This window comes from Providencia sp. M-27 (assembly GCF_011077905.1).
GTDB lineage: Bacteria > Pseudomonadota > Gammaproteobacteria > Enterobacterales > Enterobacteriaceae > Providencia > Providencia huaxiensis.
In genome coordinates this window covers 381,931-400,517 of the sequence record NZ_JAALBT010000001.1, presented here as the reverse complement: position 1 = coordinate 400,517, position 18,587 = coordinate 381,931, and the positions used below count along the sequence as shown (strand labels likewise).

Genomic DNA, 18,587 nt, shown 5'->3' with positions numbered 1-18,587 from the left:
TCGTTGAGAAGTTTTAAGTGAAAATTACGCTTCAACAATTGCCAGGATGTCACTTTCGGACATAATCAGGACTTCTTCATTGTCGATTTTTTCAGCTTTCACGCCATAACCATCGTTAAAGATTACGATATCACCAACTTTCACATCCAGTGCTTTGATTTCACCATTTTCGAGGATGCGGCCGTTGCCGACAGCAAGAACTTCACCACGAGTTGATTTGCTTGCAGCAGTCCCCGTTAGAACGATCCCGCCTGCAGATTTTGATTCAACTTCTTTACGTTTAACGATAACACGGTCATGCAATGGACGAATTTTCATTAATAGTTCTCCTATAAATAAAGTCCATACTAGGTAAAAGGACGATACCAGCATGTCTTAAATAAACTAGTACCATGTTTGAACAGATTGGGACGAAGAAGAGGGACTTCAAGGGGGGAGATAAAAAATTTTTCATTTTTATCTCCCCACAAACAGGATGGTTTATGACTTAGGGCGATCGTCTTTATCTGATAAATCTGTTTTATCTGAGTTATCAATTGTAAAAGAAGGATCATCTTGCTTACGTTGGAATTCCCCCTCAAAAATATCGCCACGTTGATGGCCGCTATTTCCCGTTTGATTGAAACCAGAACCCGGCTGGTAGAAACGAATATGAGGAATTAAGCGCATTACAATAAGCTTTTGAATGGGTGGCAACAATAACAGTAAGCCAATGAAATCCGTAAAAAAGCCAGGCACAATCAACAAGAAACCCGCTAAAACCAATGCAACGCTCTTGATCATTTCAGCTGCTGGGCTTTCACCCGACGCTAACTTTTGTTGGATTTGCAGTACATTTTTCATGCCTTGATTTTTAACGAGTGACACACCTAAGCACGATGTTAAAACAACTAAAATCAAAGTCATTAAAACACCCACTTCGGATGCAACCCGCACAAAAATGACGGATTCAATGTAAACGAGAATACATATCAGAATGAGTGGTAACCAGCGCACAAGTTCTCCTTTATTTCAATAAGCTATCGACTATTTTACGCCCCTAGGGAAACCTTTGTGAACTGCATCTAAGAGACAACTATCAATATTCGCTTTTTTCTTTAGTATAGCCATAATAATTGGGGCAGATATAACGCTTTTCAACTCACAGATTTTTTTCATTAATGATACTTATCTGTGATGAATATCACACAACGTGAAATCTGTTGCATAAATCAAACTATATAGTGATCTAGGTTCAAGGCAACACATGATTAAAAGCATATCATCTACCCATAAATCAGTAGATCATAATGCTGATAACGTAGTAGATGGTGTTAATTGCTTGTAAAGTTTTACTTTGCAATATTAATCACCTGTAAATTTTGTTTTACGAAGTATCGATTTTTAAAAGCGCATAAACGGACAGTAACTGTAATCTAATTAAGAAGGTTCTCATGTCAAACAATACTCGTATCGAAGAAGACCTGTTAGGTAAAAAAGAAGTTCCAGCTGATGCCTATTATGGTGTTCATACTCTGCGTGCGATTGAAAACTTTTATATCAGCGACCGCACTATTAACGATGTCCCAGAATTTATTCGCGGCATGGTTATGGTTAAAAAAGCGGCGGCTTTAGCCAATAAAGAACAACACACTATTCCACGTAATATCGCGGACACCATCATCAAAGCGTGTGACGTTGTTCTAAATGAAGGCAAATGCATGGACCAGTTCCCTGTTGATGTATTCCAAGGTGGTGCGGGCACATCACTGAATATGAATACCAACGAGGTTCTTGCAAACATCGGTCTTGAACTGATGGGTCATAAAAAAGGTGAATATGAATTCTTAAACCCTAATGACCACCTAAACAAAAGCCAATCCACTAACGATGCATACCCTACAGGGTTCCGTATCGCAGTGTATAATTCTATATTGAAGTTAATTGAATCTGTTGAATACCTGAAAAAAGGCTTTGAAGCTAAAGCTGAAGAATACAAAGACATTCTGAAAATGGGTCGCACCCAGTTACAGGATGCCGTTCCAATGACCGTCGGCCAAGAATTCCATGCTTTCGCTACTCTCTTAAAAGAAGAAGAGAAAAACTTAAAACGCAGCATCGAATTACTGCTCGAAGTTAACTTAGGCGCAACTGCTATCGGTACTGGCCTGAATACTGCGCCTGGCTACTCAGAGCTTGCAGTTAAAAAATTAGCCGAAGTGACTGGTTTACCATGCATTCCTGCTGAAGACTTAATCGAAGCAACCTCTGACTGTGGTGCTTACATCACTGTTCATGCTGGCTTAAAACGTCTGGCAATGAAACTGTCTAAAATTTGTAACGACTTACGTCTGTTATCTTCCGGTCCTCGTGCAGGTCTGAAAGAAATTAATTTACCTGAGTTACAAGCTGGTTCTTCTATCATGCCAGCAAAAGTTAACCCTGTAATTCCTGAAGTTGTTAACCAAGCTTGTTTCAAAGTTATTGGTAACGATATCTGCGTAACAATGGCAGCTGAAGCGGGCCAATTACAATTAAACGTAATGGAACCAGCGATTGGCCAAGCGATGTTCGAGTCTATCTCTCTAATGAGCAACGCATGTCGTAATCTGCAAGAAAAATGCATTAGCGGCATTACAGTAAACAAAGAAATCTGTGAAGCGTTTGTATTTAACTCCATCGGTATCGTCACTTATCTGAACCCATTCATTGGTCACCACAATGGTGATATCGTGGGTAAAATCTGTGCTGAAACCGGTAAGAGTGTACGCGAAGTTGTTCTTGAACGCGGTTTACTGACTGAAGCTGAACTGGATGATATTTTCTCTGTTGAGAACTTAAAACACCCAGCTTATAAAGCAAAACGCTTTGATGACTAAAGTTTTATGTTTATCATAAATAACACTTAAAAATAAAGGCACGCCTCTCAATAGAAAGCGTGCCTTTTTTGATTGATACACACACAAATAATTAACATAACAGTTTCATAATTTTAATTTTCATTTTGTCGAGGAGTAAACACTATGTTAGCCGTAGAATTTATTATTGTTCTGCTGGCCATCTTTTTGGGGGCCCGTTTAGGTGGGATAGGTATCGGCTTTGCCGGTGGCCTTGGGGTACTGGTACTCGCTGCTATTGGCGTAAAACCAGGAACCATTCCATTTGACGTTATCTCAATCATCATGGCTGTTATTGCCGCAATCTCTGCAATGCAAATTGCAGGGGGTCTGGACTATTTAGTTGCCCAAACTGAGAAATTACTGCGTCGTAATCCTAAGTACATTACCATTCTTGCACCTATTGTTACCTACTTCCTGACACTTTTCGCAGGGACAGGTAATATTTCTTTAGCAACGCTGCCTGTTATTGCAGAAGTTGCAAAAGAGCAAGGTGTAAAACCGTGCCGTCCATTATCCACTGCGGTTGTTGCAGCACAAATAGGTATCACAGCATCACCAATTTCAGCGGCAGTGGTTTATATGGCGTCAGTCATGGAAAACCCAGCAATGGTGGGTGCAGGTAATACCGTCAGCTATATCACACTTCTTAGTGTTCTATTGCCTGCGACATTCCTTGCAATTATTTTGATGTCATTCATTATCTCTTGGACATTCAACTCTAAGCTATCTGATGACCCTATTTACCAAAAACGTTTAGCTGAAGGCTTAGTTGAACTGCGTGGTAGCCAAGTAAAAGAAATCAAAGCGGGTGCTAAATCCTCTGTATTGTTATTCTTACTCGGCGTTATCGGCGTTGTTTGCTATGCCATCATTAATAGCCCAAGCTTAGGGATTGTTGAAACACCATTAATGAACACCACAAATGCAATTTTGATTATCATGCTAACTGTGGCGACATTAATTACTATTCTTTGCCGTGTTAATACTGATGCTATCTTAAACTCAAGTACCTTTAAAGCAGGTATGAGCGCATGTATTTGTATTTTAGGTGTTGCTTGGTTAGGCGATACTTTCGTACAGCACAACATTGACTGGATCAAAGAAACTGCCGGTGATTTAATCCATGAACACTCTTGGATGCTAGCGGTTATTTTCTTCTTCTGCTCTGCGTTATTATACTCACAAGCCGCTACAGCAAAAGCATTGATGCCAATGGCATTAGCGCTGAATGTTAGCCCATTAACAGCTATCGCATCATTCTCTGCGGTTTCTGGCCTATTTATTCTGCCAACTTACCCAACGCTGGTTGCAGCAGTACAAATGGATGACACCGGTACTACACGCATTGGTAAATTTGTCTTTAACCACCCATTCTTTATTCCGGGTACCATTGCCGTGGCATTAGCTGTTTCATTCGGCTTCTTATTTGGCGGTATGATCATATAGCTTATATGAGTACCACGTAATCTTATACCGACCCGTGCAAATCGCACGGGTTTTCTATATCTGCATCTACGTAAAATATATTACTTTGGTCGCCCCACATAAAGTCACTCACGTAATTATAAAATAATAATAACCATTTAAAAAAATTTTAAGCCATGCCTTAGTAATATATATTTCACTCGATTATGAATAATTAAGATAAAATCAAAAATAAACATTTTTCCAATAATATATGTATATTAATACTCTACATATAAGTGTAACAAACAATGACTATAAGCAGGTGATGATAGGTAATCCCATTCATTTTTCAGAAATTACAAGCTCAAATATAATTCCAAAAAACAAGTTAATATAAACTATTTTCAGAATAAAAAACCATAAAAAAAACACTAAAAGGTGATAGTTTTAAATTCACTTTCCTGAAACACGAATTCAGGGTAATAGGGATAGAAATTATCTATCAAAAATTTAAAATCAATCTGCCATAAATATTGGTAATAATTAACTCAGCCTTGTTTAATAATAACTGGAAAGTCTGATTATAATCATTTAATCACTCAGATTGACACCAATTAAACAATAAGGATTTTTGGTAGCAATATACTTTATTCTAACAAGATTTATATACTTGGAGGAGGCATGCTAAATACTCAACGAAATGAAAATACAAATGTAACCGTTTATATTGGAACCTTTTTAAAACACCGCAGAAAAGTGGTTGGCTTGACTGGCGCACAATTAGCTTCTCGGCTAAAAATCAGCCAACAACAAGTTTCTCGTTATGAAAGAGGTAAAAACGCCATTACGATCCAAGGTCTTTTGGATATTTTACAAGCTCTCGAATTACGAAAACATGACATCGATGACTTTATGGAGAAAGTCTTTCAGTTTTATTATATCGATGCTGCGTTGGAAGCTAAATTGATCAATTAAAGTCTGATATAAACCCACAAGTTCGTTCCAGGGGGGTCCTTCCCCCTCCTGTTCGCTTTAAACTCCCCACTTTTAAATACCCACTCAATTTCCTATTTGATTTTGTTCCCCTTCGAAAACGACGACTCATAATAGCACTGCAAATCGCTATAATTCACAATTGAACATTGTTATGATGGAGAAAAATCAGACATATTGTGATGGAGTTAACAATGCCTATCCAACGCGAAACTATTTTGAGCCACGCCTTAAATCAATTGGAAATCCAAGGCTTATCCGCATCTACAGAAAATTTACTCAGTGAAATTGAATCTGATTTCTCAACTATTCGGCAATTCTGGCCAGACGATGAAGCACTTGTTTATGATTGCTTGCGTTATCATAGCCAGCAAATTGAAGTATGGCAGCGCCAAACCTTGCTAGATGAGTCTCTAAGCCCGCAGCAAAAATTAATGGCTCGCTACCAACAATTATCTGAAAAAGTCAGCCAAGGGCGTTTTCCTGGATGTTTATTCATTTCTGCCTGTAATTATTACCCAGATGCCGAGCACCCTATCCACCAATTAAGCCGCTTACAAAAAGACAATTCATTTCACTTCACTAAAAACCTATTAGATGAACTAGATATTGAAGACTCTGCATTGGTTGCTAACCAAATGGAATTAGTGCTTGAGGGTTGTTTAAACCGCTTATTAGTACAAAGGGATATTCAAGATGTGGAGATTGCACAACACCTTTCAGAGGATATTCTCACAATCGCACTGTGCCGTAAAAAAGGGGCGTTAAGTTAAAAAAGCAATTAACGCATACTAAACACACACCTTTTGCTGAAAAAGAAAACACTCAGTAAAAAAAAGTGTTTTTTTATTAAAAATGCATTGACGCAAACGGCTGAATACGGTTTAATGCGCCCCGTTGCCCGGATAGCTCAGTCGGTAGAGCAGGGGATTGAAAATCCCCGTGTCCTTGGTTCGATTCCGAGTCCGGGCACCACTTATTTAAAGAACCCGCCCAAAAGGCGGGTTTTTGCTTTGTATCTCCCGATAAAATCATATCTCATTGATATTCATTAAGTTCTATAATCACTTGCGCTCTAAATAAGCTTAGAACAAAATAATGTTTTATATCACCTACGCCTTATAATAAGGCCGACACACACTCATCGTAATTAGGGCTGTGACCATGAACAGTGCGCCATCTTTTCGAGATATCATTTATAGCCTCATAGGGAGCATCCCTAGCGGAAGAGTCACCACTTATGGAACACTCGCCAAAATGGCCGGTTACCCTGCTCATGTACGCCAAGTTTGCCAAGCGATACGGACTATCCCAGCAGGCAGTTCCCTGCCCTGCCACCGCGTTATTAATGGTCAGGGGAAGTTATCCGTCTCGGGGGAATGCTATCTACGCCATAAACAAGCGCTTGTAGATGAAGGGATTATTTTTAGCGTGAATGATAAGGTAAAACTAAAAGACTATTTGTGGGAAGGGCTTGATTAAAACAAAAAAATCACACTTATCAATGAGTTAGCATCACCCTCATTAATACTGAGATAAACTCAAAGATATAGCCCTCTTTGAGACGGGCTATACCACGTACAATGATTAGCTTCCTGGCGTGAAATATATCGGAGAGCCTGGGCCCACAGGGATGCCCAATACAAATACCCACACTATAAAGAACAACGACCAGCCAATGAAGAAAATGATGGAATATGGCAGCATCATTGAAACCAATGTCCCTATTCCTGCATCTTTTTTATATTTAACCACTATCGCCATAATTAACCCAAAATAGCTCATCATCGGAGTGATAATATTGGTTACCGAATCCCCAATACGATAAGCTGCTTGAATAGTTTCAGGCGCATAACCTGCCAACATCAACATTGGAACGAAAATAGGCGCGGTGACAGCCCACTGAGCTGATGCAGAGCCAATCATTAAATTAATAAATGCACAAATAAGAATAAAGCCAATAAATAGCACGCCACCGTGGAGATCAATACTATTTAAAAAGTTGGCGCCTTTAACCGCAATAACTTGCCCGATATTTGTCCAACCAAAGAAAGCAACAAATTGTGCGGCAAAGAAAATGATAACCAGATATAAGCCAAGAGTACTCATTGCCCCTGCCATTGCGTCAACAATGTCTTTATCAGAGCGCATAGTTTTAGCAATATAGCCATACACAATACCCGGGACGGCAAAGAACACAAAAATGAACACCACGATGCCTTTTAGGAAAGGCGAGTTGCTGACTAACCCAGTATCTTGGTTACGTAATATTCCATTTTCGGGTACCACCATTAATGCCAAAATCGCGGCTAATCCCCAAAATGTTACCGATGCCCAAAATAACGCTTTTTTCTCTAGCGGGGTGACATTTGCTGAGGCGTAGAGGCTATTTTCATCTTCGTCGACTGCCCCTCCTGTGTATGGGCCCAGCTGTGGCTCAACAATTTTTTCTGTGATCAAGTAACCTAAAATAGTGATCAAAAACGTACTCGCAAACATAAAATACCAGTTCGCTTCCGCTCCCACGATATAAGTCGGGTCAATGATTTGCGCAGCCTGCTGGGTGATACCAGACAGTAATGGGTCAACCGTACCTAATAATAAGTTTGCTGAATAACCGCCTGAAACCCCTGCAAATGCAGCGGCAAGGCCAGCTAAAGGATGACGTCCTAATGAATGGAAAATGATAGCGGCTAACGGAATAAGTACCACATAACCCAATTCTGCCGCGGTGTTTGACATGATGCCTGCAAACACGATCGCCATTGTCGTTAATTTACGTGGGGCTTTGGTTACAACCAAACGCATGGCAGCAGAAAGCAAACCTGCTCGTTCTGCAATTCCAACCCCTAATAATGCAACTAATACCGTCCCTAATGGTGCGAAACCGGTGAAGTTAGTGACGACGTTAGCAATAATTTTTCGGATCCCTTCGGCATCCAATAAGCTAACGATATGAATAATACCGTCTTCTGCACGCCCTTTTGCCCCTTCTGGGCGAGGGTCTGGCACGCTGACACCGAAATACTGACCTATTGCTGAAGAAACTAATAAAATTGCAATTAAAATAATAAATAAGATGACGGGATGTGGTAGTGCATTACCTAGCCACTCAACCGTTCGCAAAAAACGGCTTCCCTCTTGCTTCTTTTGTTCCATATTTTCTCCTTATAAACAAGAAAAACGGACATTACACAATGTTTTTGCTTTTTGCTATTTACAAATAGATAATTTTAAATAAACAAAATTCATACAAATCAGATATAAAGTTCAACATAATTAAGAATGATTTATTTCAATTAGTCGTTAATATTTATAATTTATATAAAGTTGATAGTTAAAACTAAAATAAACAAGATAAATTAATTTCTATAAGTGTGGTCAACATAACAATTTTCATATTATCCTTAGCTTTTTTCCGCCATTTATCACTAATTAAATACCATTTTTTAGCAGTTTTATTTTATAAAAATAGCCAACCCCTTATTTATCAATACTCGATAAAACCTTGCCAATAACTCGGAATAACAAACGCAATAAAGAATAATCTACCAGGTTCCTTTATATTGATATGGGGGGCTATAATAGTAAAAAATCAACTCATGGAGTCGCTATCATGTCAGTTATTGATCTTTGGGCAGAACGCCATATTCAAGAGGCGCTGAATAAAGGGGAGCTTTCAAATTTAAATGGTGAAGGGAAAGCTTTACAGCTTGAAGACGACAGTTTAGTTCCACCAGCGCTAAGGGCTGGATATCGCATATTAAAAAACTCAGGTTATTTACCTGTAGAATTACAACAAAGGAAAGATGCTCTAACGCTAAGCCATATGCTACAAGGTCTCTCTGTGGACGACCCCAATTATACGTCGATGAGTAAGCAATTAGCTTTACTCGAACTAAAACTCAAGCAAGCCAATGTAAATACTGATTTTTTACATGGCAACTATGCAAATTCAATTTCTGAACAAATAACCAATAAGTCAAATACCAAATAATGTAGGCAAGCCTTCCAATAAATTAACCCATCATCTATTTGCTATTTATCTTAATCATTTTTCCTTTATTTATCTTTGATTGACTCATTATTAAAAACATCCCTCAATAGTCACATTAAGACTATTTACCTCTTTTTTATGCGGTTATCCAAGTATTATCAATCCCGATTTTATACTTATTAATAAGCAAGGGATGGAAAATGGAACAGAAGCAATATTCTAATAAATGGCAAAAACGTTTCGATTTCTTTGATAAGCATGGTGCTCCTGATACGCCTGAATTCAAAGCAGCGTTAAAAGCCGCCTCTTTCGGTGAGCGTATTCTCATTAATATGAACATTTTTGCCTTTTTCTTCGGTATTATTTATTTCCTCATTTTAGGGCTTTGGAAGAAAGGGTTAGTGATGCTTGGTATCACTCTTGGGGTTGCTCTCGTTTTGAATATTATTGATTTTATGATTGGCGGAACAATTCCTAACGCCGTCTTTACTGGGGTATCTGTCGGTATGTCAGCGCTGTGGGCCATGGTTGCCAACTATGCTTACTATATTAAAGAAACCAAAGGATTGGATAACTGGAACCCATTTGAAGGGATCCGCATGCTGTAGATAGCAAATATTGTAAAGATTGGTGGCTAGCAAAGCTGCTAATTTTTACAAGGTACTAAGTTAATGCCCTGAATTCGATATTCATTTGGTGTTCTGCCATAAAATCGACGAAAAGCTTGGCTAAATGCCGAATGAGATTCATAACCGACAGATAATGCAATTTGTTCTATTGAGGTATTGGTTAGTAATAAGCTTCCTGCAATTTCCATTCGTTTTTGTAATAGAAATTGCATCGCTGTTAATTGTGTTTCTGCTTTTATTCGTCGTTGCAATGTACTCACTGACATACAAAAAGCAGTTGCCATATCTTCACAACTAATAGGATGGTGTAGGCGCAGTTCTACCCATTGAGAAAGCTCATCAATCCATTTATTTTCAGATTTTAACTGGGCCAATAATAGACGGGCAACCGTAAAATTATGTTCGGGAGCTTGTGGGAAGTTTTGCAACCAATTCAAAAGGCCAATTGCGGCAGGCGTCAGAGTAAACTCCGTCATTTTTTCACTCAATGCCCATTGTGCTGTGGCGGGCATTTCTAATACATAATTTTGATTTCCTAACTGCCCGCTAAATGCATGGCTCACACAAGGCGGGATCACAACCCCCTTTCCTGCATTTAATAGATAATGTTGCCGGTACATATTGATTTCCATCTGCCCAGATAACGACAACACAACTTGCCACTGCCCATCATGTTGATGAGAAATGACTTCGTCTGAATATTGGCGAAAATGAAGTTCAGGCAATCGCAAAGGGTCACACTCCTACTGATACAGATAATAGCAGTATAACCTTTTTACTAATAAATGGCAGTGATGCCAATGCGCCACCTATTGAGGAAAGTGAGTGCAACAAAAACGTTAAATGCTCTAAATAATTCGTATTATCGCTAGGCGGCAAGCAAAGGAAGCCCTAGGGGCATACAAAAGTATGTGACTAGGGCGAGTGAGTGAAGTCAACAACGCGATAACACGAAGTATGACGAGTATTAGAAGTATAACGAGCATTATGCTAATAAAGCACCATTTGGCAAAGGCAGGTTAAATTCAGCAAGAACAATCGCCCCCGTTTCGTCAGGCGCCCCCGTGATCAACACTTCAGATTTAATGCCTGCTATACGCTTTACTTCAAAATTACACACACACAGCACTCGCTTACCAATCAAGTCTTCAGGCGTATAATTGACGGTGATCTGTGCACTTGAGCGCTTAATGCCCAATTCACCGAGGTCAACCTCCATTATATAAGCGGGCTTTTTAGCTTTAATATTAACTTCTGCACTAACAATAGTCCCAACACGCATTTCAACACGGGTAAAATCATCCCATTCAATTATGTTCATTCATTTTTCCTAATTAGATTATTTATAGAACGTAAATTAACATAGGATAGATCCTTTCTTTTATCGCCAAACCATCACTTTGTATCGTGAAACAGTCATATTATCGTATGATAAAAAAATAGCCCTCACGAAAATACATTGAGGGCCAAATAATGAACGAAAGAAAGATGCAACAATGGTCTAAAAAATTAATTACATAGTCGAGAATGTATTCATAATAATCCCACCACTAATGATGAGCCCCATCGCGAATACCGCTGGAAAATCGGGTTTTTGTTTATATAAAACCATAGAAACGAGTGTCACACCGACAATACCAAACCCACACCACAGTGAATAAGCGACACCAACTGGGATATAGCCCATTGCTCGAGTTAAAGCGAAATAACACAGACAATAAGCAATAATAACTAATACGGATGGGCCCAATTTGCTAAAACTATTGGTCTTTTTAATCATTGAGGTGCCCGTTATTTCAGAGCCAATAGAAAGTGCTAACCATAAAAATCCAGTAAACATAATATTCCCCTTAGCTTTAAATTAATGAGCTGTGTTATTTTTTGCGGATAATAATGAAGACTCTGTTTCATCTTTAGGTGGCTCAGTTTCTTCTGGATCATCTGAGCCCATTTTGGAGAATAGATTCATGATCACAATACCACTTGCGATCACCGCCATGCCAATCATGGCTGCGGTATCAGGATGTTGCCCATAAAATAGCATACCAAGGGTTGAAACCATTAGGATCCCAGTACCTGACCATGTTGCATAAGCTAAGCCAACAGGAATATATTTTACCGCGCGGGAAAGTGAGTAATAACAAATAACATATAACACAACGATTAATGCCAATAATAATGATTTGGTCATACCTTCGCTATTATCAAACATTTTTAAGGTCGATGTTGCTGAGGTTTCAGAAATAATAACCGCCAGCATCCAAAGCCATGACTTTGCTTTAGGGGACATAGATAATACTCCTACGATAAATAGAATGATTATGATTAAAATTAATTTTTAATTTAATAACTTTATTTTTTAAGTGACTTTAAATAATCGATTGCTGAATCCGTTAATTTATTTTCATTCGCACAATACCCCCTAGGGTTATTCATTACTTCCTTTAAAGTAATATAGCGATTTGGATGTTCATTATTTATTTCAGGTTTTAATTCCTCAGTAATTTCATTGGCTATAAATTTTTTTTCTACTTCGTTTAACGAGCCAAAATGAATTCCTAAATTAATAGCCTTACTGATATTTTCTTTAATCAGACGATTATAATTTTCGTTTTTATTTAAACCTAAAACCTGACTTAACTCACTTTCAGGGCAACAATGATATTTCAGTGCCAATATCGACATGTTTTGTGATAAGGCATGTAGGGCTAGCTCACTTTCCTCACTCACAAACAAACCATTGGCTATCTCACCAACCACTTTTGCATCAATAAACGGTAAAAACAGGCTGCCATAATGATTTAACCTACTTATTGATAAGGTGCTTTTATTTACAACACTTCCCAATTCAGCCCATTTTTCAACATCAGAGGACTGAAGCATGGATGCGGTGGCATAAAAGGAAAAAGAAACAGAATCTAGCTGTGCCAGTCTTTGGTAAATCGCTTGCTGATACCCCTCAACAGGCGATAGCACAACCAGAACTTGTCGCTTCAACTGACGTAAAACTTGTTGCACAATTCGCTCGATCCGTTTTTCGTTCATTTTGCCACCGCTCCTTAGCCTGCAATGAATACGCTATCGTTATTCCGTAATCCCGCTGCGTTCGCCTCATCGGTATCAATATGAAATTCAAGAGAAAACCGCTCATCGACTCTCACGACAACTTCATCAAACACTAAGCTGCGTTCACCTTCAGTACGGATATTCACCTTTTGCCCATTCACTACATTTAGTGCTCTTGAGTCCATCACACTCATATGAATATGACGCTGAGCACAAATGACCTGTGACTCAAGATTGACATGTCCTGCTGGGCCAATCAGTAAAGCATTACCCGAATTCGTCATATCCCCAGACTCTCTCACAGGAGCTTTAATGCCAAGGGCAAAACAATCGGCTTTAGACACTTCGAGCTGCGTTTTTGGGCGAACAGGCCCTAGCACTCTGACTTTGCTAATAGAGCCTTTTGGCCCCACGACCATCACGCACTCTTTCGCAGCAAATTGCCCTGGCTGTTTTAAATCTTTGAATGGCGTTAGCTGATAACCTTGGCCAAACAACGCTTCAACGTCCTGCTGTGAAAGGTGAACATGACGGTTAGAGATGCCAACAGGGATAGCGATGTTAGCAACGCCATTTTGTGCCGGTGTATAGGCTGAAAGCCGAGCCAGTATTTTCCCCATCAATTGCTCATTCATCATGATTTTTTCCCTTTACGCGGGTCATTTTTGATGTCTTTCACATTGATATCGGTTTTAACTTCAGCCACTGGCGCTTCAGTTTTAGCTTCAATAACTGCTTTTTCCACTAGCTTTTCTGCTTTTGCTTCTGGTTGAATACTTTTCTCTAATTCGCCCTTTTTACTTTTCACTGTCAGTAATTTGGTGATCACACTTTCTTCAGGCCGTGCAATCACTAATGAACCGACTAATAATTGGCTACTGGCGATCACTTCAATGCCATGGTCAACTGCGGTGCGAACGGCACTGATTTCGCTTTGAAAACAAACGGATACCAGTCCAGAGCCGATTTTTCGATAACCTACAATTTCTACACTGGCGGCTTTACAGGCTGCGTCTGCAGCCTGTATGGCGGATGTCAGCCCCCGAGTTTCAATTACGCCTAAACTTTTCATCTGTCTCTCCTACTTAATGACGAACCAGTCGAATATCGAAATCAAATTGTTTGAAGAATGCTTCAAGTTGATCTAACTCTTCTGCGCTATAGGTTGGGTCTTGTTTAACGGGATAAATCATATCCAGTTTGTCGTATTTGCCGCGTCCCAACTGGTGATAAGGCAGAATATCAATACGTTTTACATTGCCACGTTTGGATAATTCCATCGCATAGTGAATCGCCCCCGTGATGGCATCAAAAGAGTCGTTATAGCCGCGAACCAATGGCATTCTCACTACAACGTTGGCACCGAGTTCAACCAACCTTTCAAGGTTGCGGCGAACATTTTCATTGCCAATACCGAACAGGTTTTTATGCTGTGCAGTATCAATATGTTTAATGTCATAGAGGAATAGGTCGACAACTTCAGCTAACTTTTCATAGTTTTCTAACGATGTAGTGCCTTGGGTTTCTATTGCGGTGTTGATCATCATTTTTTTACACTCACGCAGTAGCGCAACGGCAAAATCGGTTTGTAGGCTCATTTCACCGCCTCCGATTGTCACACCACCACCGGAAGAAATATAAAAATCATAATCTTGCATGATGATTTCCATCATTTCGGCTACTGTGACATCCTTCCCCATGATGTCTAACGCACCACCAATACATACTTCTTCGCATTTACGGCAACCAATGCAGTCAATACTACGATTCACGCGGTGAATTTGTTCACCTTGCTCATTAATGGTTTTGTAGTGGATCCCTGTTGGGCAGACATCAACGCATTTTCCGCAGTTGGCGCATTTGTCATGGGAAAACATCACTTGGAACTGGCTGCTTAGCCCTTCTGGGTTGGCGCACCATGGACAACGAATATTGCACCCTTTTAAGAAAATCAATGTGCGGATGCCATCGCCATCATAAATCGAGTATTTTTGGATATTAAATATCCGACCTTTAATCTCTGCCGCGCTCATCATTGCACCTCTAATACTATGTTTATAAATCAAAATTTATTATTGTTGTTATGAAATAGCCGGTATAAAATGGCAGGTATAAATTCATACCTGCCTACATGGGTTTAGAACTTCTCAATTACAGTACGGCTAATAATTTCATCTTGAACCTCTTTACAGAGTTCCACGAAGTAAGCACTGTATCCTGCGACACGAACGATTAAATCACGATATTTTTCAGGCTCTTGCTGGGCTTTTTTCAGCATTTCGTTATCTACATAGCTGAACTGCATTTGCCCGTTTCCTAAGATAGACGCGGTTCTCAGCAAGGTGATTAAGCCATGACGGCCTTCTGGCGTGTCCAATAAGCCTTTTAAGAACTTAAAGTTATGCACCATACCAATGTTCATCGTTTCAACATTCATTTTGCTGATTGATTTAATAATGGCAGTTGGGCCTTGTTTATCCGCACCTTGTGTTGGGCTGATACCATCGGATAGCGGCATCCACGCCAAGCGACCATTGGCACTCGCGGCGGTTAACTCACCAATCGGTGTGTTGTTGGAGATAGATAAGGTTCCGTGGCTCAGTGTTGAATACAGCATGTCGTACTTACGGCACTCACGCTCTGTCCACTCCGTAATATCCAGTGCATATTGGTCAACATAATCATCATCGTTACCAAACTTAGGCGCATTTAAGCAGTCACGACGCAGTTCGTCATACCCTTCAAAGTTGGCTAGCAGGCCATCACGAATTTGCTCAAGGGTGTAGCGACCATCTTCGTAAACTAATTTGCGAATAGCGACAATGGAGTCAACATAGGTTGCAAGACCAGAGAAAATCAGCCCTGGGCCGTGGTTGATCATCGCCCCACCCGCTGCAACGTCTTTCCCTTTTTCCATACAGCCTTCCACCAGCAAGGACATTAATGGTTTTGGTGCCACATCGCGGTGAACGCGTTGGCTGATGACAGTACCGATAGCGGATAAGCGAACAATATGAGCAATCTGCGCTTTCACTGCATTATCAAAGTCTTCGAATGTTTTCAGGTCACGTAAGTCACCAGTATCTAAACCTTGATAGCTATCGAATAACACCATGCGACCACGATTTAATACGAATTCAATCGCAATTGGCCATTGGGTGTAACCCGTTGAAGTCCACTGATAAATACGACCTGATTTTTGTGGCTCAACACAGCCCATCAAGCAGTAATCACGCGCATCTTCAAAGTCGAAGCCTTTACGCAGCATCATTTTGATGTGGGAATCGTCGAAGTGACATGCAGGGAAGCCCATACCGGCTTTCACGACATCAACGATTTTTTCCATGTATTTCTGTGGTGATTGGTTATGAATACGGCATGCCAGAGAGGGCTGATACACTTTAACGAAACGAACCGCATCCATAATTAAGTAGGTCAGGTCGTTACAAGCGTCACCGCCTGAACGTTTTTGTCCACCCACTGTTAAGTTGATAAATGGCTGATAACCGGCGAAATATTTTGCACCTAATTCGCTCGACATCCACATTAACTCAGCACATTTGATGATAAACGCCTGCATCATTTCTAGCGCTTGGTCTTGGGTCAAACGGCCTGATTTGATGTCGTTTTCATACATTGGCAAACAATATTGGTCGAGGCGTCCTAGAGAAAGACCGGTTTGGTTCTCTTCGATTTCAAACAGTGACTCAACCGTCCAAATGCTCTGTAATGCTTCTTGTAACGTCGCCGGTGGGTTCGCTGGCACATTTTCGTTGACTTGTGCAATAGTTAGCAATTCTTCACGACGTTTTTGGTCTGACTCCAACACCGCTAATTCACGAGCGTGGGCAGCAATACGGTGTGAATACGCCACAACTCCTTCACAGGTTTCAATTGATGCTTTATAGAAATAAATGCGGTCAATATCATCAGGGTTTTCCATGCTTAATTCAGCCAGTTTCGCCTGAGCATCTGCTTTGATACCATTCATTCCTTTGGTGAATAACAGCACGTCATAACCAGGGCAGGTATCGCCACCACCGTTAATTTGGTGATAAGACAAGTCACTGACAAAGGTTTCACCACTAAATTCCCATACCCCCGCTTCGCGGTATTGAGCCTCACAAATCTCATCCAGTGAACGACCTTCCCAGAACGGGGCGATTTCTTCACGGATCACTTTTTTGTCTTCTTCAGAGATAACAAACGGGTCTTGTGGACGCGTGCTCATGGTATCAAGTTCTTCGACTACCCAACGCCATGCGATATCCGGTGAGAAGGCACCCGCACGGGCTTTACCACATGGATGCCCCACAATCAGTTCTTCAGGTTGAATTAAGATTGGCGCGGTTTCACAAGCGCGGCGGAATGCTTTCGCACGCAATAGAATTGGCGGTAAACCCGGGTTATTTTTAACAACTTCAGTGAAGGCGAGTGCGCGATAAATAGACACACTTGGACGCGCTTCTAAGTAACGGTTACGTAAGCGTTGTAAGCGAGGCGTTAAGCCTTCCATCACTTTGAATTCGGTTTCTACTTGTGCCGTTGGAGCAACATAATTCGCATTTGGTGCAGAATATTGCGGCTGAGCGCTGTTTTTTCCACAATATAAGCGAACTTTCAATCCATTATTGATAGCACTGATATTTTCATGAGCGGATAACATCATGGCAGATAATTCGTTAATGCATACACGCGGGTCATTCAGATAAATGCCATCTTTCAATGCATCGAACATTGGGTAGCCATCGACTTGCTTGGTTGAGCGAACTTCAGAGAGTTCAGCCAGTTTCAACCATAAACTTTCTACAATTTCATAAGCTTGTGCTTGGGTTAAGCGGCCTTGTTCGATATCACGTTGATAGAATGGATAAACGGCTTTATCGAACCCCATTGGGTTCACCGCATAACTGCCATTTTCTAGATGTAAAATTAGCTGAAGCAAGTAGAAAGCTTGGCAAGCCTCTTTGAAGGTTTGCGCTGGTTTTGCCGGCACATTGCGTAAAATGGCTGCACTTTCTTGCAATTCTGCACGACGATATTGATTAGATTCTGCTGCCGCCATGCTCTCTGCTTTAGACGCTAAAGCTTGTGCAAAATGAATGGCCGCATCACATGCGTAAATTGCTGAGCGGCAGTTATTCGCTTCATCAATGCTATTACGGCTAACTGCACTGCCAATGTTTCTAACTTTGTTTTCTAACTGCGCTTTGATAGCCAAGAAACCAATATTTAAAACCGCTAAGTAATCAGGCGCATCCACTGTGCTATCGCCAGCTAAAAAGGTATAAATACTGTGGCTGTTGATTTCATTTTCAGTATGGAAAATGGCACCACGAGGGGTTGATGATTGGCTACCGATGATCAGCTCATCTTGGCCAATAAATGCAGGAAAATGGCGGATAAATTCATAAAAACGTTGTGCAGGTTTAATCGCCTGTGGTGCGCCAGACAGTTGGTTGCCAAGCGCTTCTAAAATATTCGCACGTTCAGTAATAATTGAGCTGTTGCGGGCACTTAAGCGTTCAGCCAGCATTTTTACGCGTGGGGTCAAAGCATATTTATTCATGTTAGCCTATCCTGATGTTCTTTCTAGTTTGTTGTTCATCACATAAA

At 40.4% G+C, this 18,587-nt stretch carries 19 protein-coding genes and 1 tRNA gene; 8 read left to right on the top strand and 12 right to left on the bottom strand.

All coding sequences use genetic code 11. The annotated features are described in order from the left end of the window. Positions 1 to 24 precede the first annotated feature (24 nt). Both G6Q48_RS01840 and G6Q48_RS01835 read right to left on the bottom strand, forming a co-directional pair. Positions 25 to 318 carry a co-chaperone GroES gene (locus G6Q48_RS01840; protein ID WP_004908085.1) on the bottom strand — a complete coding sequence of 98 codons (294 nt, stop codon included), beginning with the start codon at positions 316 to 318 and terminating at the stop codon, positions 25 to 27. Positions 319 to 480: 162 nt separating this feature from the next. Next, positions 481 to 996, bottom strand: coding sequence for an FxsA family protein (locus G6Q48_RS01835; RefSeq protein WP_102138011.1), 516 nt, complete (start codon positions 994 to 996; stop codon positions 481 to 483). 437 nt (positions 997 to 1,433) lie between these two features. On the opposite strand from G6Q48_RS01835, the gene aspA reads away from it, so the two are divergent. The 6 genes from aspA to G6Q48_RS01805 all read left to right on the top strand — a co-directional run bounded on the left by aspA (position 1,434) and on the right by G6Q48_RS01805 (position 6,761). Further along, on the top strand, positions 1,434 to 2,858 hold the full coding sequence (gene aspA / locus G6Q48_RS01830) for an aspartate ammonia-lyase (RefSeq protein ID WP_102138012.1): 1,425 nt from the start codon (positions 1,434 to 1,436) through the stop codon (positions 2,856 to 2,858). A gap of 144 nt (positions 2,859 to 3,002) precedes the next feature. Further along, positions 3,003 to 4,325 carry an anaerobic C4-dicarboxylate transporter gene (locus G6Q48_RS01825; RefSeq protein ID WP_102138013.1) on the top strand — a complete coding sequence of 441 codons (1,323 nt, stop codon included), beginning with the start codon at positions 3,003 to 3,005 and terminating at the stop codon, positions 4,323 to 4,325. A 642-nt stretch (positions 4,326 to 4,967) separates the two neighbouring features. Next, entirely contained in the window at positions 4,968 to 5,261 is a 294-nt protein-coding gene (locus G6Q48_RS01820) for a helix-turn-helix domain-containing protein (RefSeq protein ID WP_102138014.1), read from the top strand. A gap of 218 nt (positions 5,262 to 5,479) precedes the next feature. Continuing rightward, positions 5,480 to 6,052: a division control transcriptional repressor DicD gene (gene dicD / locus G6Q48_RS01815; protein ID WP_413399158.1), complete on the top strand. Its 573-nt coding sequence runs from the start codon at positions 5,480 to 5,482 to the stop codon at positions 6,050 to 6,052. A 126-nt stretch (positions 6,053 to 6,178) separates the two neighbouring features. Next, positions 6,179 to 6,254, top strand: a tRNA-Phe gene (locus G6Q48_RS01810). A 189-nt stretch (positions 6,255 to 6,443) separates the two neighbouring features. After that, positions 6,444 to 6,761, top strand: a complete 318-nt coding sequence (locus tag G6Q48_RS01805; RefSeq protein ID WP_166264236.1) for an MGMT family protein — start codon at positions 6,444 to 6,446, stop codon at positions 6,759 to 6,761. A 105-nt stretch (positions 6,762 to 6,866) separates the two neighbouring features. Here the strand turns inward: G6Q48_RS01805 and G6Q48_RS01800 are convergent, their stop codons facing one another. After that, complete coding sequence (locus G6Q48_RS01800) at positions 6,867 to 8,438, bottom strand: AbgT family transporter (RefSeq protein WP_102138017.1); 1,572 nt, start codon at positions 8,436 to 8,438, stop codon at positions 6,867 to 6,869. A 457-nt stretch (positions 8,439 to 8,895) separates the two neighbouring features. Here G6Q48_RS01800 and G6Q48_RS01795 point away from each other — a divergent pair, with 457 nt between their 5' ends. Together G6Q48_RS01795 and G6Q48_RS01790 are read left to right on the top strand one after the other, a co-directional pair. Beyond that, the gene (locus tag G6Q48_RS01795) at positions 8,896 to 9,276 is read left to right on the top strand and encodes a DUF1992 domain-containing protein (protein ID WP_102138018.1); all 381 of its coding nucleotides are present in this window, start codon (positions 8,896 to 8,898) and stop codon (positions 9,274 to 9,276) included. Positions 9,277 to 9,476: 200 nt separating this feature from the next. Further along, positions 9,477 to 9,884: a DUF2628 domain-containing protein gene (locus tag G6Q48_RS01790; RefSeq protein WP_102138019.1), complete on the top strand. Its 408-nt coding sequence runs from the start codon at positions 9,477 to 9,479 to the stop codon at positions 9,882 to 9,884. Positions 9,885 to 9,922: 38 nt separating this feature from the next. Here G6Q48_RS01790 and G6Q48_RS01785 read toward each other — a convergent pair whose 3' ends face one another. From G6Q48_RS01785 to cutC, 9 genes are all read right to left on the bottom strand, one after another. After that, on the bottom strand, positions 9,923 to 10,636 hold the full coding sequence (locus G6Q48_RS01785; RefSeq protein WP_166264234.1) for a helix-turn-helix domain-containing protein: 714 nt from the start codon (positions 10,634 to 10,636) through the stop codon (positions 9,923 to 9,925). 254 nt (positions 10,637 to 10,890) lie between these two features. After that, complete coding sequence (locus tag G6Q48_RS01780) at positions 10,891 to 11,226, bottom strand: tRNA-binding protein (protein WP_102138021.1); 336 nt, start codon at positions 11,224 to 11,226, stop codon at positions 10,891 to 10,893. A 192-nt stretch (positions 11,227 to 11,418) separates the two neighbouring features. Beyond that, positions 11,419 to 11,745, bottom strand: coding sequence for a DMT family transporter (locus G6Q48_RS01775; protein ID WP_042845455.1), 327 nt, complete (start codon positions 11,743 to 11,745; stop codon positions 11,419 to 11,421). 21 nt (positions 11,746 to 11,766) lie between these two features. Continuing rightward, a complete protein-coding gene (locus G6Q48_RS01770) occupies positions 11,767 to 12,195 on the bottom strand; it encodes a DMT family transporter (RefSeq protein ID WP_166264232.1) in 429 nt (142 codons plus the stop codon). A 62-nt stretch (positions 12,196 to 12,257) separates the two neighbouring features. Next, positions 12,258 to 12,950: a hypothetical protein gene (locus G6Q48_RS01765; RefSeq protein WP_166264230.1), complete on the bottom strand. Its 693-nt coding sequence runs from the start codon at positions 12,948 to 12,950 to the stop codon at positions 12,258 to 12,260. A 14-nt stretch (positions 12,951 to 12,964) separates the two neighbouring features. Next, complete coding sequence (locus tag G6Q48_RS01760; protein ID WP_102138024.1) at positions 12,965 to 13,609, bottom strand: phosphate propanoyltransferase; 645 nt, start codon at positions 13,607 to 13,609, stop codon at positions 12,965 to 12,967. Next, on the bottom strand, positions 13,606 to 14,043 hold the full coding sequence (locus tag G6Q48_RS22725; RefSeq protein WP_166264228.1) for a BMC domain-containing protein: 438 nt from the start codon (positions 14,041 to 14,043) through the stop codon (positions 13,606 to 13,608). Before G6Q48_RS22725 ends, G6Q48_RS01760 begins: the two co-directional genes overlap by 4 nt. A gap of 13 nt (positions 14,044 to 14,056) precedes the next feature. After that, on the bottom strand, positions 14,057 to 15,007 hold the full coding sequence (gene cutD / locus G6Q48_RS01750; protein ID WP_166264226.1) for a choline TMA-lyase-activating enzyme: 951 nt from the start codon (positions 15,005 to 15,007) through the stop codon (positions 14,057 to 14,059). Between the two features lie 101 nt (positions 15,008 to 15,108). Further along, positions 15,109 to 18,540: a choline trimethylamine-lyase gene (cutC, locus tag G6Q48_RS01745; RefSeq protein WP_102138027.1), complete on the bottom strand. Its 3,432-nt coding sequence runs from the start codon at positions 18,538 to 18,540 to the stop codon at positions 15,109 to 15,111. Between the last annotated feature and the right edge of the window lie 47 nt (positions 18,541 to 18,587).

Excerpts from the sequence above, each read along its gene's own strand:
- G6Q48_RS01840 (WP_004908085.1), bottom strand. The coding sequence starts at position 318 with ATGAAAATTCGTCCATTGCATGACCGTGTTATCGTTAAACGTAAAGAA.
- aspA (WP_102138012.1), top strand. The coding sequence starts at position 1,434 with ATGTCAAACAATACTCGTATCGAAGAAGACCTGTTAGGTAAAAAAGAA.
- G6Q48_RS01825 (WP_102138013.1), top strand. The coding sequence starts at position 3,003 with ATGTTAGCCGTAGAATTTATTATTGTTCTGCTGGCCATCTTTTTGGGG.
- G6Q48_RS01820 (WP_102138014.1), top strand. The coding sequence starts at position 4,968 with ATGCTAAATACTCAACGAAATGAAAATACAAATGTAACCGTTTATATT.
- G6Q48_RS01805 (WP_166264236.1), top strand. The coding sequence starts at position 6,444 with ATGAACAGTGCGCCATCTTTTCGAGATATCATTTATAGCCTCATAGGG.
- G6Q48_RS01800 (WP_102138017.1), bottom strand. The coding sequence starts at position 8,438 with ATGGAACAAAAGAAGCAAGAGGGAAGCCGTTTTTTGCGAACGGTTGAG.
- G6Q48_RS01795 (WP_102138018.1), top strand. The coding sequence starts at position 8,896 with ATGTCAGTTATTGATCTTTGGGCAGAACGCCATATTCAAGAGGCGCTG.
- G6Q48_RS01790 (WP_102138019.1), top strand. The coding sequence starts at position 9,477 with ATGGAACAGAAGCAATATTCTAATAAATGGCAAAAACGTTTCGATTTC.
- G6Q48_RS01780 (WP_102138021.1), bottom strand. The coding sequence starts at position 11,226 with ATGAACATAATTGAATGGGATGATTTTACCCGTGTTGAAATGCGTGTT.
- G6Q48_RS01775 (WP_042845455.1), bottom strand. The coding sequence starts at position 11,745 with ATGTTTACTGGATTTTTATGGTTAGCACTTTCTATTGGCTCTGAAATA.
- G6Q48_RS01770 (WP_166264232.1), bottom strand. The coding sequence starts at position 12,195 with ATGTCCCCTAAAGCAAAGTCATGGCTTTGGATGCTGGCGGTTATTATT.
- G6Q48_RS01765 (WP_166264230.1), bottom strand. The coding sequence starts at position 12,950 with ATGAACGAAAAACGGATCGAGCGAATTGTGCAACAAGTTTTACGTCAG.
- G6Q48_RS01760 (WP_102138024.1), bottom strand. The coding sequence starts at position 13,609 with ATGATGAATGAGCAATTGATGGGGAAAATACTGGCTCGGCTTTCAGCC.
- G6Q48_RS22725 (WP_166264228.1), bottom strand. The coding sequence starts at position 14,043 with ATGAAAAGTTTAGGCGTAATTGAAACTCGGGGGCTGACATCCGCCATA.
- cutD (WP_166264226.1), bottom strand. The coding sequence starts at position 15,007 with ATGATGAGCGCGGCAGAGATTAAAGGTCGGATATTTAATATCCAAAAA.
- cutC (WP_102138027.1), bottom strand. The coding sequence starts at position 18,540 with ATGAATAAATATGCTTTGACCCCACGCGTAAAAATGCTGGCTGAACGC.